A 25051-nucleotide genomic window follows, 5' to 3' on the forward strand; every position below is an offset into this window, starting at 1 on the left:
AGGGCTTCGAAGAATGACCAACACCACTTTCGAATTTTCCCGCGCCATTACGCGCCGTCCCGCCGCCAGTATCGTGGATGGATTGCGCGCCGAACACATCGGCACACCGGATTTGGCACAGATGCTTGCCGACCATGCCCACTATGTTGCGACCTTGAAACGGACCGGTGCCGAGGTGATAGAACTCCCACCACTGGACGACTACCCGGATGGGGTGTTTGTTGAGGACACCGCGCTTTGCCTGCCGCAAGGCGCCATCCTTATGCGCCCGGGGGCGCCCTCTCGAATGGGGGAAGTGGACGAGATGGAAACCGCCCTGCGTCAGGTCTATGGGGATGTTCGCCGGATCGAGGGACCGGGCCACATCGAAGGGGGGGATATACTGGTCACTGATCGCGAAATCCTCGTCGGGCGCTCTGCCCGCACCGATGCGGCAGGCGTCGCGGAGTTGTTAAGTATCATTTCCGACTGGGGCCACAGCCTACGGGAGGTCTTCACACCCCCCGGTGTCCTGCATTTCAAAACCGATTGCTCGCTTTTGGACGGGGAAACAATTCTCTCTACCAAACGGCTTGAGGCATCAGGCTGTTTCGAAGGATACCGTGTCATCAATACCGCAGAAGGGGAAGAGGCGGCGGCAAACACTATCCGCTTCAATGAGCTGGTGCTAATGCCAGCCGGATTTCCTCGTACGGCTGAAACACTCGATAAGGCCGGCTTCGAGGTGGTCGAGATCAACAATTCCGAATGTGCCAAGCTGGATGGTGGTATGTCATGCCTTTCGCTGCGCTTTTGATTTTCCTCACCAATTGGGCATCGGCAATTCCCCAAGAGCGGTTTTGCTACAATGCTTGCCGAAGCAGCGGCCCGATATCCGTCACATCCCGGTTCCCAACGAAGGCATTTTGAAGGAAATGGAGTTGCTCAATTGCTCACTCACATCCAGAAGTGTTTGGGTCATAATGCCAATGGTTCCCTCGAACTCCCCTGTTCCTTCTGTAACAACTCTCTGAGTGCTCTCCAATGGTTGGGTGCTCTCAGGCCCAAAGGTGATCAGTGAATCTCCGTTCTCAAACTTAAAAACTTGTTGGCTGTTGATCCGCATTGTGGTTGCGGCTTTACCACTCACGCTTACGTACCAGCCGACACTGGACCAGGTGCCGATGACCTGGCTTGGAAAAGCCGGATCACCGACCTCTGTGACACCTTTCACACCCTCCACAAGCGTACCGGATGGGTAGATGTAGCCGTGGCTCACAAACGGGTGGATATAGATTGAATCACCGTTCACTTCGATGTCTGATGCGGTAAGAAACGTAAATGCGCTCGGGCTTTCGGCGACTTCAAACGTGTGCCAAGGGTTGGCCAGAACGGGAGGCGAAAGTGCCATGATAACGGCGGTGACAGGGGGGATGGATTTCAAGAACATGATCTTTCCTTTCAGTGATAAACGGGCCGATTTACTGGTCCAGTTGAACCTTGCCGGAGGCAATCCTATGGCAAACCTGATGTGGCGGAGCATCGTCATGCGCTCTAGCTTTGGCTTCCAGAAGGCTTGATAGGTGTTGTCGTTTCCCGCCTCACGTACGCTTTCTTGACGAACGCCTCTTGATCTTCTCGGGTCTGCTCATTTACCCGAGCAACTTTAGATATGGTGTCGGACACGGGCGATGGTTGGAACGGCGGCTGTCGAGAGGCCGACAAGGAGCCCGATCCAGACACCAACCGCTCCCATGCCGAACGGCATCGACAGGATCAGGCCGATCGGCACTCCGACGGCCCAGTTGCCCAGGAGCGCGAAATACATCGGCACTTTCGTGTCATTGCATCCCCGCAGCAGGCCAGAGGCGGCACAGCCCATCGGCTCGATGATTTCAGTTGCGGCAAGCACAATCAAAAGCCAGAAGGCTATCTCGGTGGCTTCTGGTGAAAGCCCAACCGCGGGCAGGGCAGACTGGCTTGCGAGAGCTGCCAGGATCAGGGGTGCCGGAAGAAAAATCCCGCTGCCAAGGGCGACGAAGCCGGAGGCGCGGACGGTTTCTTTCTTCAGCATTTTCCCGCCCTCGGCAAAACTGCGAGCCATGCGCACGGTGCTGGCTTGAGAAAGACCGGCAATCAAGGCGTATGCCACGCCTGCAATGCGCAGCGTAAGCGCATGTGCCGCGGTTGCTTCTGGTCCGAAACCCGCAATGAAAAGGGTCGACCCCATATAAACGCCCAACTCGGCCAGCGTCATGATGCTGATCGGCAAACCAATACGGATGGTTTCACGGACGACGGCCCAGTCGATGCTCAATGCCAGCCCCCGGTCACCATGGGCATGGGCCATTATCGCAAGCATCGACACCATGAAGCAGGCGGTTACGATTGAGGCAATCCCCGCACCCGTTACGCCCAAACCGGACCAACCGAGAAAACCGTACATGAACAAGTAGTTGAGACCTGCATTCACCGGGACGCTTGTCAGGGTCACACGCAGGATGGCGCCGGGTTTCTCAACCGCCGTCAACCTCATACGCAAAAAGCACAGCATGCACATTGGAATCAGCGTGATCGCCATGGCGCGCATATATCCAGCCCCGGTTTCCAGGATCGAAGTGTCGATACCGATGAAGGACAGGTAGACCGGTGCGAACCAGATCACTGGAAACACCGCGAAAGCCGGTATCAGGGATACCACCCAGCCCACTGTTCGAAGTTTTCGCAGATCGCTTTCCCGACCGCCCGCACTCGCTGCGGCATAGGCGGGTGCAATCCCGGCAATGAGACCGGTTAGGAGGTAGAAGGCAATGGAATAGAAATCTGCCCCTACCGCAATCGCCGCCAGAGCCTTGGTTCCGAACCCCATTGCCATGACCGTGTCGGTGATGCTCATGGCCATATTGGCGAGACAAACTCCGGCGATTGGCAGCGACAGGCTGAGAATTGACGGGATTTGTGAATTGCGCAGCGTCGCCGTGATGCGCTGAGACATGCCGGGACGGGAAAATGGGACAAGGTCAAGGAGTGACATTGGTCTGGTTCCTTTGTTTCAGCCTGTGAGGTGCGGCACCTTCATCGGCCACAGGGGAAAGCGAAACGACTGGGGGGACTCGTCAAAATCCCACCCCCAAGACGTCAGGTTCTGTGCTCGTTGGTGTGGGAGGGAGTGTTGTGATGAGCCACACATCGGATATGCCTGTCATCCGTGCCGCAGCATCCGCCCAAGACGCGGATATTCGGTAGTTGGTTGGTGAGGTCTTGGTGCAACCTGCCGAATTCATCCGGATCACCAGCGTCAAGCGTTTCGGCATTGTCGAGTTCCGCGTGGCTCAGGCGCGACGCATTCGAGCGCAACCCACCAAGGCGGAGCCGCCAAGCATCACCCCCTGCGACTTTATCGCTGTAATGGTCTGGATGGGCGCAGTTGATCATGAAGTAAAGAATGCTTCCTCCGGTCGCGTCATCGACCTCGGTAATGGCGTCTTTCAGTGCCAGTCCAGATGGCAGGCAGCCGTCGGTTTCGACCGTGAATGAGATCACGACGGGAACGTCGCGGGATATCGCCGCACGAGCGATGCCGACCGCTTCGGCGGCATTGGTCATGGTGACGGCGGTCACCAAATCGACCCCACCGTCGGCCAAAGCCAAAATCTGCGGAGCGTGGAAGGCCTCGGCTTCGTCGCGGGACATTGCCTCTTCAGAAATATAGCCGTCACCACGCGGGCCGATTACGCCGTTGACCAGGATCGGTGTCGTTTTGGTTTCCCATTTGTTTCGCAAAAAATGAGTAAATTCAACGCTTTCACGATTTACCCGGGCAAGATCATCGGATCCATATCCCAATTCTGCTCCCCATTCGGGGCTCGCCCGCCAGGTCGGGGCATCCAGAACAAAACCAGTTCGAGATTTCAGGGCCAGCTTCACAAAGCTTTCATAATAGCGTTCCAGATGGCCACGTCCTTCGTGCGTGTCGATCAGCGGGAATGCCGCAAAGCAGGGCAGGTCCAGCTCATAGTGAAAGATAAGTGTTGTCTCGAGCCCACCATCAGTCAGATAGGGTTTGGCCGCAGCGAGAAAATCGTTGATCCGCGTGGTCGGGGTTTGCATCTGTTTTTCCTCCAAATCGATATGGAGATTGTGCAAAACCATCCGATTTCTGGATAGAAACAGCATGGTACAGGAAGTGGTAATCCTATTATGTCCCGCTTTTACAGGGGCTTGCGAAATGTGGTGCAACGACTGTGCTCCAGCCCCTCGGGGAAAACTGTACTTCTGGTACAGTTTTTCCTACGCTTCCTTATGGCCAAGCCGGGGGAGACACGACAAAAGATCCTGAACATCGCGCAGGACGCAGTTCTGTCGAAAGGATTTGCTGCAACCTCCATCGACGAGATCGTTGCCGCCGCAGAGGTGACGCGTAGTGGTTTTTTCTATTACTTTAAGGACAAGAATGCGCTGGCCCGTGCTTTGCTTGAACGTTACGTCGAATCCGAAGATGCGCTTTTCGACGAGCTTTTTGATCGATCGCGCGAGCTGCATGAAGATCCACTTCACGCCATGCTGATCGGGCTGAAACTGCTTTCGGAAATGATGGGGGACCTACCCTCGGCCCATCCCGGATGCCTTGTGGCCACGACCTGTTATCAAGACCAGCTTTTCGATGGTCAGGTCCGTGAAGTTGTTCACGAATCTTTTTCTTCTTGGCGCAAACGCTTTGCAGGTTATTTTCGCGAGATAGGTGATCTCTATCCTCCCAGAGAAACAGTTGATTACGATGAACTCGGGGATATGGTTAACTGCGTTGTCGAGGGGGGGCTGATATTGTCGCGTGCCTATGATGATCCGTCCGTCCTGGCCGGACAGATCATGCACCTACGCCGTTACGTAAAGTTTTTGTTTGCGCCGGTTCAACATTAGGTAGTTCCTGTCGCGACGAAGAGTGACCCACTTCCGGCACGCCGCATGAAGGAATATAAAGAACATTGCATCCCCTTTTTCCTCATCCCAATTCATTTATTCCGTGATTGGTGCAAAAAACAGAATCAACCCATCCTTTGACATGGCTTCACTGCTGGGAACACGTGGCAAGTCCGCACAATCAATCTGGGCCAGAAAGTGGAGTGGTGTACGAGAGCTGGTCTGTGTGGACCATGCCACACTTTTGGGCAACAGCGGCGCCCCCCAAACCAAGATCGGCCCGGGACGGAGGACCCTATCGGCGATGCCCGACGAAGATAGATCGCGTCGAGCGTTTCGCTCTCAACTTCGGCAAGGAGTTCCTCGTTTGAAAGTTCAGCTTGTTTCGCTGGTACGACGGAAGCTGTGGTCTGCGTTGCAGGTGCGGTTGTCCGGCTGGTCGGAGGCTCCTTTCTGACAACATCCCACAAATTCGGATCCGGCGCTGGATACTCATCAAACATGTCTTTTAAATTACGCAACCGTTTAACTTGGCTTGGGTCGGTAAAGGGCAATCCTTCGAAACTCAAATTCCCAAAGGCCAGTTCCGGCGATAACACTAGTTTCCGCTGCGATTTCAGCGTAAGATCCGCGATAACATCTCCAAGCCCGCCTTCAACATCTCCAAGCCCGCCTTCAACAAAGACAATCCGCTTGCTTGCCGCGCCTTGCGAATTGCATCGACCATTCCTGCCAGACGCGGATCGGATTGTATGCGCTTGTTCGCAAACGAAGATGTATAGACAATTGCAATTCTGCGTCGCTGCACCTTGCTTGCAACCAGCGGGGCAAGCAGATGGCGCAAGGTTCTGACCAATCGACGCAATGGTCCGATATCCCGCTCATCCGGCTCTGCCTAGATCACTGCCCCATAAATATCTTACGCTCTTTCCCGATCAGACCTGCCGTCTCTGCCAGGCATTTCCCCAAATCGGTCGCAGTTAAAGATAATTGAAAGAGTGATGGAAATCGCTGATCAATCGTAAAGGCATCGCGCATCAAATCCGTCAACTGTTCTTTTTGTTCTGGCAGAGCAATTGCAGGGGCAATTTCATAGGCAGAAAGAAGTCCGCAGCCGAATTTTGCCATGCGCCGTTGTACGAATGGCCCCATCCCACAACTTATTTTCCACCGCAAACGGGCCAGCAGTCGCAGTTTTTTCGGATCAAAGCTTTGATAAATTGCTTGCCAGAACAACAGTCAAATCAGGACGGGTGTCAGTAGGAATAGTAATAGAATGATGCCGAAAATAATCCCAAATAATAGGCCTTCTCGGAACCAGAGAAGGGCAATAAAAACAGCAACAAATTGCAGCTATAGATCAGCAATCATATAGGAATTATCAATCTTAAGAAGAGTTTCTTTTTTCCGGAAAATTTTGGCAATCTTGTGGCTAATGGAGTCTTTTAAGACCTGCCTAATGCCCGCATTTGGCTTCGCCTCAGTATTTCGTGGTTCGCATAGTGCTGTGAGTTGGCTGAGGATATTGATAATCTCAGCGTATTGTCACTCTCTACCACCTATTTGCATGCAGTCTCGGGTCACTTTTGCCGCTGCAAATTCGGTTTGAGCTTTAGCTGGACGCAGATTTGAAATCCGATGGTGTCATCCCGAACTTTGATTTGAACAAGCGTGAGAATTGAGCTTGATCCGAGAAACCAAATCGATAGGCAACTTCGGCAATAGCTAATCCCGGTGCGGCTGCCAGTCGGTCCTTGGCCGCAATTAGACGCTGATCGCGGATCTGCTGGCTGACTGTACCGTTCACATCCTTGAAAAGGTCGTGCAGATAGCGTTTTGAGATGCCACAGCATTCGGCGATCAAATCAGGTGATAGATCCGGATTTTTCAAATTTGCGCGGATAAATTTCTCAACCCTTGCAATATGTGCAGTACGAACCGTGGAAAGCGTACTGGTGCTGGCGTCGGTGGTTTCATCCAGAACCAGACCTAACAGTTCCAGAAGCTGACGGCCGATGGTTTCTGCGGCTGACGCTCCGAGATCTGCAGACTGCGACTGCGCCTGATTGACCATTGTCGAAAACAGGCTTGCCGTGCCGGAGGTGGCGTCAAAAACACGGGCGCAGAAACGGTCCGGCTGGCGAACTCGTTCCGCAAGAGCTTTGCGCCCTACCTTTAACACAAACAGATCATTGGGGTTTTCATACATGAACCTGTAAGGCTCGTCACCGCGTTCAATAATGAAACCGCCAGGGTCACAGCGTACGTCACAGCCCAGTTGACGGAACTCTACCGACGTCGCCCGAGGCAGGGTAATTAAGTACTCTTCTTCCCGGGCCTCTCGGATATGGGCGCGCCTTCGTTCGAAATTCACCGGGTCTGATGTCAGGCGTGACAGGCCGACGTGACCCAGTGACTGACAGCTGAGTTGCCCATTGAAATGGATCGGATCGCGGAATTGCAATTCCAGCGGAAAATAGGCCTTAGCGATCATGGCGTTCCAGCGGCTGGAACGGTGTTGCGGCGCAGTCGTGGCCGTCGAGAATGTGAACCCGGCGGTCATGTGATGGTCCTCCCTCGCAAGAGATTAACCTGATCAGCCCACAAAACAAAGGGAATCTGAGCCATTGCGCTACGGTGCAAATGTTTCTGCACAGATTAACAAATTCTCCTGCACAGACCGTCAAATCCTTCTGCGCGCATCGTCAAGACCGTCGTAAATCTGTGAAGCAAGCTGGTTTCCAAGATCGACGTGCAGGAGGAGCGCGCCTGATCGGGAGGAAATAAAGCCCCGGTGGGCGGCCCCTTTGTACCCAAGCAAAGGACCGGATTATGACAGACAGACAGGTAGATCCCATTACACTATCCGTGGTGCGAGGAGTGCTGGAAACCACCCAGCGAGAGATGACAATGGCCTTGGAGAAAACCGCGCGCAGCTCGGTGTTCAACCTCGCGCATGACTACTCAACGGCATTGTTTAACCACACACCTGAAATGATCCTGCAGGGGCAGGACATTCCAATTCACCTAGGGTCGCTTATTCCTGCCATGAAAGCCGTGGATGGATTTTTTGAAGGCGATATTAATGAAGGTGACCTGATCCTGCACAACGATCCGGATTATGCGGGCAGCCACATTATCGATACCTGCATGTATTACCCGGTGTTTTATGAAGGCGAGCTGGTGTTCTGGACGGTCTGCAAGGGCCACCTGACCGATATCGGCGGCCCGGTTCCCGCCGGCTACAATCCCGAAGCCAAGGAGATTTTTGCTGAAGGTCTGCGCATCCCGCCGATCAAGATCTGGGACAAGGGTGTGCCGCGTCATGACATTATGAACATGCTGCTCACCAATATGCGCGCACGTCGGGATCAGGAAGGGGATTTCAACGCCCTGATCGGTGCATGCCAAGTGGGTGCGCGCAACCTGATCGCGCTGATGGACAAATACGGCAAGGACACAGTGCAGACCTGCATCGAAGAACTGCTGACCATGGCCAACAAGCACATGAACAGCCTGATTGCGCAGGTTCCGGACGGTACCTATTCGGGCACGGCCGTGCTTGAGGATGCCGGTCACGGCTTTGGTGATTTCGACATCAGCGCCACCGTCACCATCAAGGGCGATAGCTGTCATATCGAAATCGCCAGCCCTCCGCAGATCCCTTATTTTATCAACTCTTACGAGGGGAACAGCTATTCCGGCGTCTATCTGGGCCTGATGATGTTTGCCCAGCTGCCACCGCCCTATAACGAAGGGCTTTACCGCAATGTGACGGTGGACATGGGGCCGAAGGGGACGCTGTGCAACGCCAAACCGCCTGCACCGCATATGAACTGCACCACCACGCCGATGGAAACCCTGACAGATGCGGTGCGTTTGGCCTTTGAACAGGCGGCTCCTGACAAGGTTTCCGCCAGCTGGGGCCATGCCAATGGCTGCAACATCGCGGGCTGGGACAGCCGACATGACGAAGAATACGTCACCATGGTGCTGGCTTCGATCATCTCGGGGGCAGGGGCTACAGCTTCTCAGGACGGCTGGCACGCTTGTGGTCCGGAATGCTGCTTCGGGGCGTTGACCTCCGGTGATATCGAAATGCTCGAACATTCCTACCCGATCATCATCCACGAATACGGCCTGATGGAGGACAGCGGTGGTGCGGGCAAGTTCCGCGGAGGTTCCGGCACTCGCTGGGCGGTGGAGCCGCTCGATACCGACATGACCCTGGTCACCTTCGGCGAAGGTCGCCGTATCCCGGCAATGGGAGCCGCAGGAGCGAAATCCGAAATGGTTCACAAAAAGGTTGGCCGTCTGGAAATCACCCGCGACGGCGAAACCCAGATCATCACCGACAACGTGATTGAAACCATCAAACCCGGCGAGATTGCCGCCAATCTCAACCCCGGTGGCGGAGGCTTTGGCAATCCGTTTGAGCGTGACCCGCTGCAAGTGGTTGAAGACGTGCGCAATGGGCTGGTCTCGATCGAAGGGGCGCGTCTCGATTATGGCGTGATCATCTCGGACGCCAACTCTCTCACCATTGACGAAGCCGCCACGGCTGCCGCCCGCGCGGCCGCCTGATCCCCCTGATTTGAAAGGAAATACCATGCGTACCCAATATCGTCTGGGCATTGATGCCGGCGGCACATTTACCGACTTCATCCTTGCCGACAAAGAAGGCAGCACGCAGATCTTCAAGGTGCTCTCGACCCCAACCGAACCGACCAAAGCCATCAAGAATGGCCTTGCTCTGATCACCGAGGAAACCGGGCTGACGGCACAGGAAATCGTTTCGAACTCGGATCTCTGCATCAACGGCACCACCGTGGGTCTCAATGCGCTGATCACCCATACCGGGGCCAAAACCGGGCTGATAGCCACCAAAGGGCACGAAGATTCGATTGAGATCCGCCTGGGCCACAAGGAAGACGGCTATCGCTATGATCCTGACTATCCGCCCGCGACCATGCTGGTGCCGCGTCACTTGCGCAAAGGGGTGAGCGAACGAGTGATCTCGGATGGCACGGTCAAGACGCCGATCAACGAAGAGCATGTGCGCGAAGCTTGTCGCTATTTCATTGCCGAAGGTGTGGAATCGGTGGCGGTCAGCTTTGTCTGGTCCGTGCTGCATCCCGAACACGAACTGCGCGCCGCCGAGATTGTGCGGGAAATGATGCCGGATGTACGTCTGACCATCGGCTCGCAGCTTTACCCGCAGGTGCGGGAATACACCCGCACTTCAACTGCGATCGTAAATGCCTATCTGGCACCGATCCTGCAACGCTATGTGGAAGCGATCGACGCCTATTTCCGTGAACTGGGCTCGCAGCATCCAGTGCGCTACTTCCAATCCAATGGCGGTCTGGCGCTGGGCAAGGTGGTCAGCGATCAGTCGGTTTATGCGATCAATTCCGGACCGGCGTCTGCACCGCAGGCGGCCTTGGATGTGGCCGAGCCCTGGGGCGACAAGAACATCATCACCTGTGATATGGGCGGCACGTCTTTTGACATTACTCTGACCAAGGACGGGCAGGCCAATGTAAACAAGAATATCGACTTTCTGCGCTACCGCATCGGGATCCCGATGATCCAGGTGGAAACGCTGGGTGCAGGCGGTGGCTCGATCGGTTGGATCGACAGCATGGGCCTGATGCAGATGGGTCCGCAATCGGCGGGATCAGAACCGGGTCCAGCCTGTTACGGGCAGGGTGGCGAGAACCCGACCACCACCGATGCCAATCTGACTCTTGGATATCTCAATGCAGACGGTCTGGTCGGTGGGCGCCTGCCTCTGGATGTTGAAAAGGCGCGTGGAGCGATCCAGTCCAAGCTGGCCGATCCGCTGGGCATTTCGGTTGAGAAAGCCGCCTATGGCATGTTCACCATCGTCAACAACAACATGGTCAACGCGATCCGCCGGGTGTCGGTTGAACGCGGCTATGACCCTCGTGACTTCGTACTGATGGGGGCAGGTGGCGCCACCGGGGCACATATCACCGCGCTGGCCCGCGAGATGGGGATCTCCAAGGTGCTGATCTCGAAACTCGCCTCAGGGCTCTGCGCCTATGGGCAGATCATTTCCGACGTAAAATACAACTACATGGCCCCAGCGCCAATCCGTCTGGAAGGGGCCGAAGCGGCTGAAAAGCTCGACGGTTTGTTCAAGTCGCTCGAAGAGCGTGGACAGGAAGATCTGGCCGGGGATGGGTTCTCGGAGGATCGGATCTCAATCCGACGGTCGCTTGATATGCGCTATGTGGGGCAGGTGCATGAATGCACGGTCGAGATCGACCCGTTCGACGTGACAGAAGCCACGCTTGAGGACATCAAGGCCGCTTTCCACGCACGTCACAAAGAGCTTTACACCTATGACGAACCGAATAGCGCAGTCGAGGTGGTGAATGTCGAAAGCACCATCGCAGGCCATGTGGACAAGCCCAAGCGGATGACCATTGCTGCCGGTACGGGCGCGCATGAGACCCTGAAAGGTACTCGCCCGATGGTGTTCAACGCGGATGGTGTCGCTCAGGATACGCCGGTTTATGACGGTGCTGCGATGGGGGCAGGGGATACCCTGCACGGGCCTGCCGTGATCGAAGAAGTCACCACCACAATCGTGGTTGAACCGGGCTGGACCGTGAACCTGCATGACAGCGGCGTCTATGTGCTGACCGCCGATGCTACGGCCGAAGATCGCGCCGTCGACCAGCTCAAAGAACTGGCCGAGGTCTGAACGATGAGGCGATCGCGCGATAAGGCTCCCTCCCTGACGGCGTCGGGGGTGAATGTGGCATTCGGTGGGTTCAAGGCCCTGACCGACGTGACCATGACAATCACCCCCGGTGCCGTCCACGGGCTGATCGGGCCAAACGGGGCGGGCAAGACCACGCTGGTCAATACGTTGACCGGGTTTCAAACCCCAACGACAGGTCAGGTCGGCCTCGCAGGGCGGGATGTGGGCGCACTTGCTCCACATGAGTTGCGCCGTGCTGGCGTGGCTCGGACCTTCCAAGCGGGTCGCCTCTTCACCGGGTTGGATGTGCTCGACAATCTGGCGGTAACCGGAGTTGGGTTGGGACATTCCCGCTCGGCTTCGGAAGCCGAAGCCATGAAACTTCTCGGCTGGATGGGCATCGCCCATCTGGCCGAGCAACCGGCAGCGGGATTGCCCTACACGGATGAACGCCGTGTCGGTATTGCCCGCGCACTTATGTTCTCGCCCGAGTTCCTGCTGCTGGATGAACCAGCCGCTGGGATGTCCGAAGCCGAAGCCTCTGATCTGGCAGACCTGATCCGCCTAGTGGCGGATGAGCTGGGCACCGGGATTTTGCTCATTGAACATAATGTCGGTTTGGTCCTGTCGGTCTCACACCATGTCTATGTGCTCGATGCCGGTCAGATCATCGAAGAGGGCGACGTGGACGTCATCCTTGCCAGCCAGGCTGTGCGCGACGCCTATCTGGGTGCAGATCAGGAGGCCGCGTGATGTCCAAGCTTGGTGTTTTTGACGTGTCTGTGCGCTATGGCAAAGTGCCCGCGCTGACTGATGTGACCCTGCATCTTGAGGAAGGCGAACGCGTTTTCATCTCTGGGCCAAACGGGGCGGGTAAATCCTCGCTTCTCGGTGCGATCAGCGGCGCGGTGGCAACCAGCCATGGTCGGATCGAGATGGATGGCGACCTTCTGACCGGTCGCTCGCCCGAGGCCATCGCCCGACTGGGTCTGTCGATGGTCCCTGAAGGGCGCGAGATTTTCGGCAGCCTCTCTGTGGATGAGAACCTGCGGGTCGGCACTGGCCTGCGCCGGGATCGCAATGCGGTCGAGGGTGATATCGCAGAGATTTATGACGCCTTTCCGATCCTCGGGGAACGTCGCAATGCCAGCGCAGGGGCGTTGTCGGGTGGACAGCAGCAGATGCTGGCCATTGGCCGTGCGCTGATGACCAATCCGAAACTGATGATGGTGGACGAACCCTCACTTGGGCTGGCCCCCAAGATCGTGGATCAGGTCTATGACACGCTGGTTCAGCTACAGGAGGATCGCGGCCTGACGTTGCTCATTGTCGAGCAAAGCTCGACCCGCGCCGCCCGCGTTGGTGGTCGCATGATCCTTCTGCGCAGCGGTTCGGTTGTGGGCGATGGCAATGCTGCTGATTTCGCCGAGACCGATCTGCTCAGCGAAGCCTATTTCGGAAAATCAAACCAGGAGGTGGCCCAATGAGTTCAGCCGTTCAACTCTTTTTTGATGCCGCATCGCTTGGGGGCATATATGCCATGGCTGCGCTTGGCATCGCGCTCATCTTCGGTGTGATGAACTTGGTGAACTTTGCCCATGGCGAATACATCGCCTTTTGCGTATTCGCCCTGATCGTGCCATCGACCGAGGCAGTGGCCGTTATGTTCCTTGGCAAGGCACCGGCCATACTGCTGATCCCAATACTGCTTGCAATCGGTGGAGCAGCGGCGGTTGCAAGCGAGTATGTCGTGTTCCGGCACATGCGTAAGGCAACACCGGTGGCGATGATGATCTCATCCTTTGCGCTGGGCTTTATCATCCAGAATGCCCTTTTGGCTGTTTACGGCGGGCGCCCTAAGGCGATCAGCCTCTGGCCAGACCTGAACACACCTATCGCTCTGGCAGGGGCACAATTGCCGCTGTTGCAGCTCATCGTGATCCTGACCACGCTTGTGGTGGTCTGCGCACTCGCGCTTTTGCTGAAAAAAACCCGGCTGGGGCTGGAAATGCGCGCCGCTGCAGAAAACTTCACCATGGCGCGTCTTTTGGGTGTGCGGGCCAATGTGGTGATCACCGGGGCGTTTGCGCTTTCCGGTGCTCTTGCCGCCGCTGTGGCATTGATCATGGCGACGCAGACTGGTGTGGCCGATGTGCGTATGGGCGGGCAGATCATGCTGGTGGCCTTCATTGCAACCGTGATTGGCGGGCTGGGATCTTTACCCGGAGCCGTAGCCGCAGGGTTCCTGATCGGGGCCGCTTCGATCTTGTTGCAGGGGTTCCTGCCGCTTGAGGTCCGTCCCTTCCGCGACGCTTTTCTCTACACGCTGGTGATCATCTGCCTGTTGGCCCGTCCGCAGGGGCTTTTCGTGCCCAGCTCTGCCAAACCGAGGATCTGACCCATGATGGGAAAACATGCACAAAACAAGGCTTTGGCCTATTCCACCCCATTGGTGTTGATCGCGATACTGGCTCTTTTTGCCGGGCTCGTCACGCTGACCGGAGATAAGGCCCTAGCCAGGATGGCGGCCGAAACACTGATCCGCGTTGTGCTGGTGGTCGGGCTTTGGATCTTTGTAGGTAATTCCGGGATCGTCAGCTTCGGCCATGCGGGCTATATGGCGATCGGAGCCTATTGTTCTGCCTGGCTGACCCTGAAGCCGCAGATGAAATCGCTGTTTTTGCCCGATCTGCCGCCATGGCTCGCGCAGGCTGAATGGCCGGTTCTGCCCGCTGCCATCGCATCAGGACTGCTGGCGGCCCTGATCGCCTTGATCTCTGGCGCGGCAATTCTTCGCCTGTCGGGAATTGCGGCGTCGATTGCCACCTTCGCTTTCCTCGCCATCGTCAACACGGTTTATTCCAACTGGGAAGGGGTAACCGGGGCGACATCGTCTGTGGTCGGGCTTGCCCGTTATGTAGATCAGTGGGTGGCACTGGGCTGGGCCGCTGCGGCCATTCTGGCGGCAAATCTTTACGCCAATTCTGCCAGCGGACTTGCTCTTCGGGCCACCCGTGAGGATGAGGTTGCCGCCTCTGCGTCCGGCATCAACATGTACCGCCATCGTCTTCTGTCGCTGGTGATCAGCGGGTTTTTCACCGGTGTGTCCGGCGCGCTGCTGGGTCATTCGATTGGCGTTCTGAACCCTGACAGCTTTTATCTGGGCATCACCTTCATTTCACTGGCCATGCTCGTGGTCGGCGGTATCGGCAGCCTGTCTGGCGCCGTGGTCGGCGTGCTTGGCTTGTCGCTCTTGATCGAAACGCTGGTGCGGCTGGAACACGGGGTGAGCATCGGTGCGACAAGCGTCACCCTGCCAAGCGGAGCACAAGAAATCCTGATCGGCATCGTGATGATCCTTGTCCTGATATTGCGCCCTTCCGGGCTGATGGCTGGCAAGGATCTGCAACTGCCCCGTTTGGGGAAAACACTTCAACAAAAACAAACCACTACCAACTAGGAGGCCTTTCAATGAAACACTCAATACTTGCGTCTACACTGATGCTGACGCTGGCGACACCAGCCTTGGCTGATGACATCACCGTGGGCTTTGCCATTGCCAAATCTGGCTGGATGGAAGCCTATGACAGCCCAGCTGCCACTGCTGCCAAGATCCGTATCGACGAGATCAATGCGGGTGGCGGCCTTTTGGGGCAGAAGGTCAAATGGGTCGAGGTTGATACCAAAACCGATCGCGCCCAATCGGCTAAAGCCGGGCTTCAGGTGTTGGATGAAGGCGCTGACATGATGGTGGTCAGCTGCGACTATGATTTCGGTGCACCAGCAGCTCTGGCGGCAGAATCCGCGGGCAAGAACTCGTTTTTCCTTTGTGCTGAAGACGTGAAAGCCGGGATCCAGGGCGTAGGTCCGAACAGCTTCTCGGGATCGGTTCTCGCGGCGGTACAGGGTGCTACCATGGCGGAATGGTCACAGGCAGCTCGTGAAGCCAAAACCGGCTATGTGTTGCTCGACACCACCATCGAATACAACAAGGGGATCTGCACCGGATTTGACTGGATGTTCCCAAAAGCAGGCGGTGAGATCATCGGACGTGACACGTTCAAGAACAATGATGCCTCGATTGCCAGCCAGATCAGCCGGATCAAGGCGCTGCCGCAAGAGCCTGACGTGATCATGCTGTGCTCCTATATTCCCGGTGCCGCCGCTGCCGTGCGCCAGTTGCGCGCCGCGGGGATCACTTCCCTTATCCTGAACGGATCGGCTGTGGATGGGTCATATTGGCTTGACGCCGTGCCGGATCTGTCGGGCTTCGTGCTGCCGGTTCAGGGCTCGATTTATGGTGACGATCCGCGCGCCGAGGTCGAAAGCTTCAATCAGGCCTACGAAGCCACAACAGGTGCCCGCCCGGCCAGCCAATACGCCTATCCGGGCTACATCCTGATCGACCTCTGGGCCAAAGCCGTTGAACGCGCCGGAAGCGTTGAGGGTGCCGCCGTCACGGCGGAGCTCGAAAAGATGCAGGGCGAAGCAACCGCCTTTGGCCCGCGCAGTTTCAGCGACATGCTGCATCACCAGAACAGTGCAAAAATGCAGATCATTGAAATCGCGGACGCCAAGCCAGGTGTGGTCGGCGATTGGACCATCAGCGAACCAGTTCCGCTGGATGTGTTGCTGAAGTAATTTGCCGCAGAAATTCATAGCAAGGCCTGCTCCGCAATAGCGGTGCAGGCAATTATTTTTCAAAGCGGAAAGAATGAATGCGGATCATCACTCTGGTATTCGTTCAGCCATGTTTTCTTGTCTGGCCCCCAGTTTCAGGACCCGCAATTGGGTTCGTTCCCCTTCACTTCGCATTAATCCCCTGAACTGACCTCACAACGCTAATTCGCCAACGGCGTGCAAGAGGTCAGCGGTTCGATCCCGCTAGGCTCCACCAAATCACTCCTGTGAATTGTCAAAATATTCTGGCTTTTTGGTCAGAGATATTGCCTTTGGTGGGATAAGATTCCCGACAGCTATTAAACTACAATGATCAAGATCATTTGAATCGCACGATCCGAGGGCGGGAAGCGGAAGTTTTCTGCAAGTCGAGACATTTAAGGACCCAATGAGATTTATGCCCTAACGCTCGGATTTCCACCAAAGCCGCTCAATATGCCGGCCTCTGAGTAAAGCCGCAATCCGGCGATAGCATCGTAGCCAAGCTGCCTGGCCAGCTAAATTGTATTGGCAAGCTACCGGTCCTCATCAGCACGGCCTCTTGGGACCTGCCTTGGCCCATCAACACTTCAACTTGTCGCAACTGAAAATCATTTATGGGGGCTTTGCTCTCTGGTTTGCCATTCTCGGTCCCTCGCTTCCCAAACATAGCGGAATAGCACTTATGCGGGGAAGGAGCGGGGCTACAAAACCGAGGTGGGTCGATTTTATTGGTTGGCTCGCCTTCTGCAATTGGATTATGAAATCCGGAACCTCACTTATCTTGCAACCGGTTTTTCACGGCTGAGACGATCTGATCGAGGTTGCTCTTTCCTTTTGCGAAGTAGGCTTCAGCCCATCCCTCCAGACGGGATCTGTCCTCTTCGGTGAGCGTTTTGGCTGTCAGAACGATTATTGGGATGTCATCCCACTCGCCGTTGCTCCTGAATGTTTCGGCAAATTCAAACCCATCCATTTCTGGCATCATCAGATCCAGCAGAACCAGTGAAGGTTTGAACGATTTTAGCTTTTGAAGGGCAACGCGACCGTTCTCCGCCTCTTCAAAGGCCAGACCATTATCGCCGAGCATACGACAGAGCAACGTGCGCGTGTCAGCGTCATCTTCGACCACAAGAAGACAAGGATTTGTTTCAGTTTCGATCAACGACTGCACGATTCGGATAAGTTTTTCGCGCTCAATCGGTTTGGTCATGTATTCCGAGGCGCCCATTGAGAACCCGAGCCGTTTGTTCTCTATGATCGTCACCATCACCACCGGTATGTCGAATGTCTCGGGATCCGATTTCAGCGATGCCAAAACCGACCATCCATCGGTTTTAGGCATCATAACATCCAGGGTAATGACATCGGGATTTTCGGATTTTGCAAGCTGCAATCCTTCCTCCCCGTCCACGGCCTCGATCACGCGCAATCCAGCATCGCTGAAATGGCGGTAAAGAAGCTCACGAACCAAAGGATCATCGTCGATCACAAGAACGGTCGGCGCATCTACGGGGAGTTCAGCATTGTCGCGCGTATTTTTCGGTTGGTCCGCATGGGAGGTATTCGCCAAAACCGACATCGTGAATGTTGATCCTTTTCCAGGTTCACTTTCGACCGACAGATCGCCGCCCATCATCCGAGAAAATTCGCGTGTAATGGACAGCCCAAGACCAGTTCCGCCGAAATTGCGTGAAGTGGACGCGTCGGCCTGTGTGAAGGGATCGAATATCTTCTCAAGCTGCTCAGGGGTCATGCCGATACCTTCGTCCCGGACCTCGAACAGTAATTTTTCACCATCGTCTTCGCTCGAAATTGCGAGGTGAATTTCACCCTTTTCCGTAAACTTCGCGGCGTTGGAAAGCAGATTGAACAGGCATTGCCGGAGTTTCGTCAGATCGTTGCAGATGGTATTCAGCCCGCTCTCGTTAACGACTTCAAGTGTGTTCGCGTTCTTCTCGATGACGGGTTTGATTGTGTTGCCGATGTCCTCCAGCAATTCATCGAGGTCGAGTTTCTCGACAAAAAGTTCAATCTTTCCGACCTCAATCTTGGACAGATCAAGGATGTCGTTGATCAGACCCAACAGATGCTGACCAGCTTTCTGAATTTTGGTCAGATCCGGGACGTAGTCATCATTGCCGTCATCCACCGTATCGTCGATCAAAAGTTCGGAATAGCCGATGATCGCGTTCAGTGGTGTCCTAAGTTCGTGGCTCATGTTCGCAAGAAACTGCGACTTGGCCGAGTTTGCCTGCACCGCCGCATCACGCGCGACGCCAAGCTCTTTCACCAGCTCATCAAGCTCTGCTTCATGCTGGATGGTTTCGGAGATATCGGTGAAAACCGAGACGATCCCGCCTTCCTCTGTCTGGAAACCTTCTGACCGAAGCCAACGCCCGTCTGTCATCTGATCGACGGAACTGCGTGTCTTCTTCTCTCGCCGGGATTTCAGGACCTTTTGAACCCAGGCTTCACGTTCTTCGTCAGTCTCGAAGTTACGAGTTGCATTCTGGCTTTGGCGAAGGATGTCTTCAAATTTGACACCGACCTTGAAGGCGTCTTTTCCGCCATAGCTGGACCTAAAAAACTCGCAGACCCGGGTGTTGAATAGGACAACCCGATCCTCGTTGTCGTAAAGCACAAACCCTTGCCCCATGGCTTCGATCGCTTCGGTAAGGCGCAAATGTGCAATCTTGGCCTCATCGGCCAAACGCGCAAGTTCTGCTTCTGTCTCTTTTGCATCAGTCATATCGGTAAAGACCGACACCGTTCCACCGTCGCTGGTACGATACCCTTCGGACCTCAGCCATCGACCGTCAGGCAATTTATTTACTGAACTGCGAATGTCCTGCGAACGCCGTTCCTCGCGGACCTCTTGCACCCATTTGTCTAATTCCGTTCTGGACATCTCGGGATGTACGTTCGGTGCGGTTGCATCCAGGAAGGCATCAAAGTGCAAGCCCAGTTCGACCTTCAGATCAGGTGCAAGGCTATTTGAAACCTTTTCATATTCAGAGTTCCAAAGGACAATCCGGTCATCCTTGTCGAATAGACAGATCGCCTGTCCCATCGCTTCGACCGCGTCCATCAGACGGCTGTGGGCAAGCTCTGCCTCTTCAGCCAGTTGTGCCTGTTCAACCTCGTGTTTTTTGGCCTCCGTGATGTCCGTAAAGACGGAAACCGTGCCGCCGTCGCCGGTGTCATACCCCTGAGAGCGATACCATTTTCCGTCTGGCATCAGATCCGTAGAGTCGCGCACAGGGCTATCTTGCCGCACTTTCAGAACGGATTGCACCCATTCATCCTGTTCGTCGCGTGTCATTTCTGCGTGCATTACCCGTGCGGATAGGCGCAGGCCGACCTCGAACTTATTTCCCACCTTGGGGGCAACACCACCTGTAAAAACGGTATAGAGATCAGAGTAGCCCTTGTTAAATAAGACGGTCCGATCCTCTTTGTCGAACAGACAGATCGCCTGATCCATCGCCTCTAGTGCGATCATGAGGCGGTCATGCGCGGTTTCGGCCTCTTGCCTGCTGCGCGACACCTCATCTTCGGCCTGTTTGCGTTGAGCGACAGATCCCAGAAGTGAGCCAACATGGCTTAAGGTTTTTATTGTCTCGACATTGGCAGATTGGGCCTTCTTGGCGAAGAACTCGAGCACCCCTACGACTTGATCGTGCAATAAAATGGGAAATGCCATCGCTGAACCCATTTCGGCAGAGCGGGCAAAGTCTCTGCGGCGCAACGAATTGTCCTGCGACAGATCTTCAATCCAGGCGGCTTGACCTGTTCGCACCACCCGACCGGGCAAACCCTGATCGGCACCAAAGCGCATGGTTTCAGTCGCGTCTCGTAACGCCGAAATATTATTGGCCTCTTCAACGTGCCAGATGCCTGATGGGATCAGAATGTCTTTTCCGTCTTTATGTCGAACAACATATGCATGTCCCACTGACCATTCTGCAAACAGACAAATCTCGTGCAGAGCGGATTGAAGGGCATTCTCAAAACTGTCAGAGGTGTTGGCCGAAAGCACAACATTCTGCAGCAATCGGACAGAGGCGGTTCGTTCCGCGACCCTTTCCTCCAAGCGGTCGTTTGCTGCTTTCAAGTCCTTTTTGGCCTGAATTTCCGCGGTGATGTCGCGGCCATACACGTTGAGATAACCCTGTTCTTCAATATAGGCGAACATGAAAAGAAGAACGCGACCATCCGCCAGATCGAACTCAACCCCGTCATTCTTACCGCTACTGGCCACTTCGGACGCAAAGCCTGCAAGTTCGCTATTCATTCTTTCCGGGGGGCCTGGGATAAGTAACTCTTTAAAGGCTCGGGCAGAAGGATTGGCAACCAGAACTTCACCTTCAGGCGTTATCCGGAGCACCGGGTTGGGATTCTCTTCGGGAAATTTCGCATAGTCGGCCATCTGTTTGCTTTGGGCACGGATCGTCGTGACATCCCGGCCAAAGACGTTGACATACCCCGCTTCAACTTCCGGATTAAACAGTAAATTGTAGGTTCGGTTGCCAGAGTGAACGTCGGTTCTCTCGCTGGAGTTGTTGTGAAAGGCCGTTGACGCAAGTTCCGTCAGATCGGCTGTGGCGTGTGTGTTGTCGTCGGTAAGGATGCCGGGCGATTCAAGTGATGCCCCGTTTGCGAAAAGAACTCTACCATTCGGTTCGAGACGAATTATGGGATATGGGCATTCTTCCAATAACGTTTCAGAAGGATCGGGCGCCTCGCGCTCAGATAAAGCTGATTTTGTAACTTTTCGTGCCATGGTTTCGCCCCGGCTGGTTCATGATCCGTCGAGATTCAGATCCTAAAATGCGTGTTGTTACGGAAATGCTTTTCATTGGGCTCGCAACAGCGACAAAACAGGGTGGCCCTCCCTGATCGACGATACGGCTCTTCAATTCGTCACTCATTATTAGATCCCCGTAGGGGGTATTTTTGATCGAAATAATTCACAAAGCAAAGAAATTCGCATTTAAGACGACTTCATGACACTTGCCCGGAAGAGCCCTTTGTTGCTTTGCGCAAGGGCATGGGCATATAGTTGAGGGGCTTCTGAGGCGCCATTTGCGCTTGAAGGAGCAGCAGAGGGATGGTGTGTGGTGGTAATATCGACAGATGGCGACTTTCCTGAATTGGGCGTTATGCCCGAGTTCGTCGTGGGTATTACAGGCCATCGAGATATCGCCATTAACGATATTGATGGGGTGCGCGACCAACTGCGAATGACCCTTCGAAATATCGCGAATATGATACGACACATGCCTATTCGTGTCGCAACCGGGCTGGCCGAGGGAGCAGACACTCTTGCCGCGGAGGTCGCACTTGAGCTTGGATTGGGTGTCGTCGCTGTATTGCCCATGCCGCGAGACCATTACATCAACGACTTTGAAGGTGAGGCGCGCACCCGGTATGAAAAATTGCTGGCTGACGATCGCATCCATGTGCTCGAGATCCCGCTGGCCGAGGGACTAACATCGGATGACATGTCCAAGCAATCCGCTCGGGATGGGCAATACCTCCTGCTCGGAGACTATCTGAGACGGCGGTCGAACCTCTTGGTGGCGATCTGGGATGGGGTTGATGCAAACCTTGTCGGCGGCACGTCTGACGTTGTGATGCGCTATCTCAGCGATGGGCTGGGCGAGAAGCCGATCAAGGTCAAGCAAGAGGAACATCAGGCTGAGATCTGTGGCAATATACTGGCCTGGATCCCAGCCCGGCGACAGAAGTCACCGGGCGGAGAACTGCCCTCAGACGCCTCTTACCTGATCTCCAACGCCAATTATGATTGTTATTGGCAGGATGAAGCCATTCCAGACTTCGTGCTGACACGTTGGGCTGGTTTCGATGAGTTTTACGCCGAGAGGCATTCTGATCGTGGGGCAAACCTGCCGGGATATGGATTGTCAGAGGCGGGGGACGGCGCAACAACGTCAGTCGCACACGGGCTGGATGCGGAATTCATACGCGCTGACCAGATTGCGCGGTATTATCAGGCTCGGTCGCACAAGCTGTTTGCTCTGTTTGGCCTGCTGGCGGCGAGTATGGGTCTTGCCTTCCTGATCTATGCCAAGCTGCTTGCAAGCAAATTTCTCCTGATCATCTATGTCGCCTTGTTCGCTGCGGGCTTCCTTGGTTTCCGGTATTCCCACCGTCAGCATCTGCATTCAAAACACCTGGCCTATCGCGCCTTCGCCGAGACATTGCGTGTCCAGTTCTTCCTGATCCTGTCCGGTGCTGGTGCGCGGTACAATCCACGACGTATCCTGGCCCTGACATCTGTCGATCAGTTCCATCGATTTGAGTGGTTGCAAGACGCCATCCGCATTGCTGAACCGCTGGTATATTTCGGTCATTGCGAGAAGGGGGACGCGCTGAATGTGGTGCAGACCCGCTGGATCGGTGACCAGCTTGGTTACTTCGAAAAGAAACGACATCTTCTGCATCAACAGCATCAACGACTTGAAACCATCAAAGTGGGCCTTCTCGTTGGTTCCGTCATTGGTGCCCTTGCATTGATCTTTTTCAAAAAGACCCTCATCCACCTTGAGATGATGGGCTATGACAGCAAGGCGTGGCTTGTATTCTTCATGGGTCTGTTGCCGCTGTGGGTGGCCGTTTGGGAGCTTTATCAAGGCAAGATGGCGACACGCGAACTGCTTTGGCAATACGCCAATCAAAGCCGCTATTTCCACGCTGCAAACCGAGGGATCGAACAAGCCGCCAATCTTGAAGACGGTCATAAGATCATCCGTGATCTCGCTGACAAAGCCCTGATCGAAATTTATATGTGGAGCGTCCACCGCTTCCACCGTGAACACGAACCCCCAGCGGCAGGATAGGTATGGACGAAGTCGAGAAGGTTGCACGTTCCTTTGAAGACCGCCTTTCGCAATTGCGGCACGAGTTACGAACGCCAATCGGCCATATCATCGGATATGCAGAGCTGATCGACGAGGATCTGGAAAGCGAACAGCGCAATGCGTATGGCCACGACCTTGCCGCCATTCTGAACGCGGGGCAGAAAATGTTGGCGATCATCGACCAGCACCTGAACGTTTCCAAGAAATCTCTGGAAGAAATCGAGCTGGAGGAGGCGCAATTTGCACTTCGCTTGCAACTCAACCATATCGGCGGTTACGCCGAAATGATGCGGGAAGACGCGGTTGAGCGGGAAGAGGAAGGGTTGATCGCAGATCTTGGCCGGATCACCTCTGCCGAACGTTCGGTTCTCTCTTTGATCGAGGATATTGGGTCCGTGCTATTGGGCGAAGTTGGCGGAGACCCCACCCCTGTCCCATCTGCTCCGCATGATCTTGCCGCTGCCGCCATCACGGGCCTTGGCGGTGACATTCTGGTGATCGACGACAACCAGATGAACCGAGAGCTTCTGGTCCGGCGGCTGGAGCGCGGTGGATATTCCGCCACCACATTATCGTCAGGCGACGAAGCCTTGGTCCTGTTGGATGCGCGCAGCTTTGATCTGATCCTGCTCGACCATATGATGCCCGGTCTTTCTGGGCTTGAAACTCTGCAAAAAATCAAAGCAAACCCGCAAATGCGCTCAACACCTGTGATCATGTTGTCGGCCACTGATGATGCCGATGTGATGGTCCGCTGCATCCTGTCCGGGGCCGATGACTATGTCGCCAAGCCGTTCAATCCGGTTCTTCTGATCGCGCGGATCAATGCGGCACTGGAAAAGGTTCGCCTGCGCCGGAATGCAGCACGTCAGATCAAGGTGTTCATCTCCTCTCCGGGCGACGTGATCCCCGAACGTCAGATCGCAAAGATGGTTCTGGGGCGATTGAACGAAGAGTATTCCGGCCGCGCATTGCTGGTTCCTATTTTGTGGGAAGAAGAACCCCTTTTGGTGACGCAGACCTTTCAGGCGCAAATCCACCCCCCCCATGAAACCGACATCTATCTTGGTGTGCTATGGTCGCGGATCGGCTCGCCTCTGCCGGATACGATCCGGCGTGAGGATGGTTCACTTTACGAATCCGGGACCGCTTTCGAATTCGAGGATGCGCTGGAAGGGCATCGTTCGACCGGCAAGCCGGAAATGTTGCTGTATCTTAAAACCGGTTATCCCGATGTCTCGCTTGAAAATCGCGATGAAGTTCTGGACCGGCTGGAGCAGATCGATCAGCTCAATGCCTATCGAGAGCGGATGCTGATGGGGGAAGACGGATCTTATGCCGCAGCCTTTCATATGTTTGAACGGATCGAAGAATTTGAAACCATGTTGGAAATTCACCTGCGCAAATTGGTTCAGGCCATCCTGATGCGACAGTGAACGAGGACAGAACAATTGCCAGCGGAGGTGCAAATTACTATGCTGATCACAGACGCGACGGGGGACATGAGGTGAGGATACTTCTGGTAGAGGACAATGAATTGAACCGCGATATGCTCTCCAGGCGGCTCAAAAAGCGTGGCTATGAGATCGAAATTGCGATCGATGGCCAACAGGGGATCGATATGGCACGGTCCAGCAATCCCAATCTTATCCTCCTTGATATGAGCCTGCCGGTTGTCGACGGTTGGGATGCAGCACGAACGCTGAAAAGCGGTGAAGACACCAAGGGCATACCGATCATCGCCTTGACGGCTCACGCTATGGCGGGGGATCGAGAAAAGGCTCTTGAGGCGGGCTGTGACGATTATGACACCAAGCCGGTCGAGCTTCCACGGCTTCTCGAGAAGATCGGTCATTGGATTGAGGGGTGA

General features: G+C 55.2%; 19 protein-coding genes. 12 read left to right on the plus strand and 7 right to left on the minus strand.

The genetic code is table 11. The annotated features are described in order from the left end of the window. The first annotated feature begins 13 nt into the window (after positions 1–13). Positions 14–796 carry a dimethylarginine dimethylaminohydrolase family protein gene (locus O2N63_RS06360; RefSeq protein WP_271053405.1) on the plus strand — a complete coding sequence of 261 codons (783 nt, stop codon included), beginning with the start codon at positions 14–16 and terminating at the stop codon, positions 794–796. Positions 797–877: 81 nt separating this feature from the next. On the opposite strand, the gene O2N63_RS06365 is transcribed toward O2N63_RS06360, so the two are convergent. The 3 genes from O2N63_RS06365 to O2N63_RS06375 all read right to left on the minus strand — a co-directional run bounded on the left by O2N63_RS06365 (position 878) and on the right by O2N63_RS06375 (position 4089). Continuing rightward, complete coding sequence (locus O2N63_RS06365; RefSeq protein WP_271053406.1) at positions 878–1528, minus strand: hypothetical protein; 651 nt, start codon at positions 1526–1528, stop codon at positions 878–880. Between the two features lie 117 nt (positions 1529–1645). Continuing rightward, on the minus strand, positions 1646–3013 hold the full coding sequence (locus O2N63_RS06370) for an MATE family efflux transporter (RefSeq protein ID WP_271053407.1): 1368 nt from the start codon (positions 3011–3013) through the stop codon (positions 1646–1648). A gap of 104 nt (positions 3014–3117) precedes the next feature. Then, the gene (locus O2N63_RS06375) at positions 3118–4089 is read right to left on the minus strand and encodes a homocysteine S-methyltransferase family protein (RefSeq protein ID WP_271053408.1); all 972 of its coding nucleotides are present in this window, start codon (positions 4087–4089) and stop codon (positions 3118–3120) included. 90 nt (positions 4090–4179) lie between these two features. Between O2N63_RS06375 and O2N63_RS06380 the strand changes: the two genes are divergently transcribed. Beyond that, complete coding sequence (locus O2N63_RS06380) at positions 4180–4899, plus strand: TetR/AcrR family transcriptional regulator (protein WP_271053409.1); 720 nt, start codon at positions 4180–4182, stop codon at positions 4897–4899. Between the two features lie 96 nt (positions 4900–4995). On the opposite strand, the gene O2N63_RS17550 is transcribed toward O2N63_RS06380, so the two are convergent. The 3 genes from O2N63_RS17550 to O2N63_RS06390 form a co-directional block, all read right to left on the minus strand. Then, positions 4996–5172: a DUF1963 domain-containing protein gene (locus O2N63_RS17550; RefSeq protein WP_408629790.1), complete on the minus strand. Its 177-nt coding sequence runs from the start codon at positions 5170–5172 to the stop codon at positions 4996–4998. A 627-nt stretch (positions 5173–5799) separates the two neighbouring features. Next, on the minus strand, positions 5800–6135 hold the full coding sequence (locus O2N63_RS06385) for a hypothetical protein (RefSeq protein ID WP_271053410.1): 336 nt from the start codon (positions 6133–6135) through the stop codon (positions 5800–5802). A 376-nt stretch (positions 6136–6511) separates the two neighbouring features. Next, positions 6512–7462, minus strand: coding sequence for an AraC-like ligand-binding domain-containing protein (locus tag O2N63_RS06390; protein ID WP_271053411.1), 951 nt, complete (start codon positions 7460–7462; stop codon positions 6512–6514). Positions 7463–7731: 269 nt separating this feature from the next. On the opposite strand from O2N63_RS06390, the gene capB reads away from it, so the two are divergent. The 7 genes from capB to O2N63_RS06425 are packed head-to-tail and all read left to right on the plus strand — an operon-like array spanning position 7732 to position 16276. Further along, positions 7732–9483 carry a caprolactamase subunit beta gene (gene capB / locus O2N63_RS06395; RefSeq protein ID WP_271053412.1) on the plus strand — a complete coding sequence of 584 codons (1752 nt, stop codon included), beginning with the start codon at positions 7732–7734 and terminating at the stop codon, positions 9481–9483. A gap of 25 nt (positions 9484–9508) precedes the next feature. Next, entirely contained in the window at positions 9509–11635 is a 2127-nt protein-coding gene (gene capA / locus O2N63_RS06400) for a caprolactamase subunit alpha (RefSeq protein ID WP_271053414.1), read from the plus strand. 3 nt (positions 11636–11638) lie between these two features. Then, positions 11639–12388, plus strand: coding sequence for an ABC transporter ATP-binding protein (locus O2N63_RS06405; RefSeq protein ID WP_271053415.1), 750 nt, complete (start codon positions 11639–11641; stop codon positions 12386–12388). Continuing rightward, complete coding sequence (locus tag O2N63_RS06410) at positions 12388–13122, plus strand: ABC transporter ATP-binding protein (RefSeq protein ID WP_271053417.1); 735 nt, start codon at positions 12388–12390, stop codon at positions 13120–13122. Before O2N63_RS06405 ends, O2N63_RS06410 begins: the two co-directional genes overlap by 1 nt. Beyond that, positions 13119–14033, plus strand: coding sequence for a branched-chain amino acid ABC transporter permease (locus O2N63_RS06415; RefSeq protein ID WP_271053419.1), 915 nt, complete (start codon positions 13119–13121; stop codon positions 14031–14033). The genes O2N63_RS06410 and O2N63_RS06415 overlap by 4 nt, the downstream gene beginning before the upstream one ends. A gap of 3 nt (positions 14034–14036) precedes the next feature. Beyond that, entirely contained in the window at positions 14037–15095 is a 1059-nt protein-coding gene (locus tag O2N63_RS06420; protein WP_271053420.1) for a branched-chain amino acid ABC transporter permease, read from the plus strand. An 11-nt stretch (positions 15096–15106) separates the two neighbouring features. After that, a complete protein-coding gene (locus O2N63_RS06425) occupies positions 15107–16276 on the plus strand; it encodes an ABC transporter substrate-binding protein (protein WP_271053421.1) in 1170 nt (389 codons plus the stop codon). Positions 16277–17069: 793 nt separating this feature from the next. On the opposite strand, the gene O2N63_RS06430 is transcribed toward O2N63_RS06425, so the two are convergent. Beyond that, positions 17070–20591, minus strand: a complete 3522-nt coding sequence (locus tag O2N63_RS06430; RefSeq protein ID WP_271053422.1) for a PAS-domain containing protein — start codon at positions 20589–20591, stop codon at positions 17070–17072. A gap of 826 nt (positions 20592–21417) precedes the next feature. On the opposite strand from O2N63_RS06430, the gene O2N63_RS06435 reads away from it, so the two are divergent. From O2N63_RS06435 to O2N63_RS06445, 3 genes are read left to right on the plus strand one after another with little or no spacing between them, the layout of a single operon-like run. Continuing rightward, positions 21418–23160 (plus strand): hypothetical protein, encoded by a 1743-nt coding sequence (locus O2N63_RS06435; protein WP_271053424.1) that lies wholly within the window; start codon positions 21418–21420, stop codon positions 23158–23160. Positions 23161–23162: 2 nt separating this feature from the next. Next, positions 23163–24617: a response regulator gene (locus tag O2N63_RS06440; RefSeq protein WP_271053426.1), complete on the plus strand. Its 1455-nt coding sequence runs from the start codon at positions 23163–23165 to the stop codon at positions 24615–24617. Next, the gene (locus tag O2N63_RS06445; RefSeq protein ID WP_271053428.1) at positions 24614–25051 is read left to right on the plus strand and encodes a response regulator; all 438 of its coding nucleotides are present in this window, start codon (positions 24614–24616) and stop codon (positions 25049–25051) included. The genes O2N63_RS06440 and O2N63_RS06445 overlap by 4 nt, the downstream gene beginning before the upstream one ends.

The organism is Aliiroseovarius salicola (assembly GCF_027891095.1).
Classification (GTDB): Bacteria; Pseudomonadota; Alphaproteobacteria; order Rhodobacterales; family Rhodobacteraceae; genus Aliiroseovarius; species Aliiroseovarius salicola.

What these genes read in the sequence shown, in the direction of transcription:
- O2N63_RS06390 (WP_271053411.1), bottom strand. Translation starts at nt 7,462, where the DNA reads ATGACCGCCGGGTTCACATTCTCGACGGCCACGACTGCGCCGCAACAC.
- O2N63_RS06425 (WP_271053421.1), top strand. Translation starts at nt 15,107, where the DNA reads ATGAAACACTCAATACTTGCGTCTACACTGATGCTGACGCTGGCGACA.
- O2N63_RS06365 (WP_271053406.1), bottom strand. Translation starts at nt 1,528, where the DNA reads ATGACGATGCTCCGCCACATCAGGTTTGCCATAGGATTGCCTCCGGCA.
- O2N63_RS06405 (WP_271053415.1), top strand. Translation starts at nt 11,639, where the DNA reads ATGAGGCGATCGCGCGATAAGGCTCCCTCCCTGACGGCGTCGGGGGTG.
- O2N63_RS06380 (WP_271053409.1), top strand. Translation starts at nt 4,180, where the DNA reads ATGTCCCGCTTTTACAGGGGCTTGCGAAATGTGGTGCAACGACTGTGC.
- O2N63_RS06360 (WP_271053405.1), top strand. Translation starts at nt 14, where the DNA reads ATGACCAACACCACTTTCGAATTTTCCCGCGCCATTACGCGCCGTCCC.
- O2N63_RS06370 (WP_271053407.1), bottom strand. Translation starts at nt 3,013, where the DNA reads ATGTCACTCCTTGACCTTGTCCCATTTTCCCGTCCCGGCATGTCTCAG.
- O2N63_RS06430 (WP_271053422.1), bottom strand. Translation starts at nt 20,591, where the DNA reads ATGAATAGCGAACTTGCAGGCTTTGCGTCCGAAGTGGCCAGTAGCGGT.
- O2N63_RS06440 (WP_271053426.1), top strand. Translation starts at nt 23,163, where the DNA reads ATGGACGAAGTCGAGAAGGTTGCACGTTCCTTTGAAGACCGCCTTTCG.
- capB (WP_271053412.1), top strand. Translation starts at nt 7,732, where the DNA reads ATGACAGACAGACAGGTAGATCCCATTACACTATCCGTGGTGCGAGGA.
- O2N63_RS06420 (WP_271053420.1), top strand. Translation starts at nt 14,037, where the DNA reads ATGATGGGAAAACATGCACAAAACAAGGCTTTGGCCTATTCCACCCCA.
- O2N63_RS06410 (WP_271053417.1), top strand. Translation starts at nt 12,388, where the DNA reads ATGTCCAAGCTTGGTGTTTTTGACGTGTCTGTGCGCTATGGCAAAGTG.
- capA (WP_271053414.1), top strand. Translation starts at nt 9,509, where the DNA reads ATGCGTACCCAATATCGTCTGGGCATTGATGCCGGCGGCACATTTACC.
- O2N63_RS06415 (WP_271053419.1), top strand. Translation starts at nt 13,119, where the DNA reads ATGAGTTCAGCCGTTCAACTCTTTTTTGATGCCGCATCGCTTGGGGGC.
- O2N63_RS06375 (WP_271053408.1), bottom strand. Translation starts at nt 4,089, where the DNA reads ATGCAAACCCCGACCACGCGGATCAACGATTTTCTCGCTGCGGCCAAA.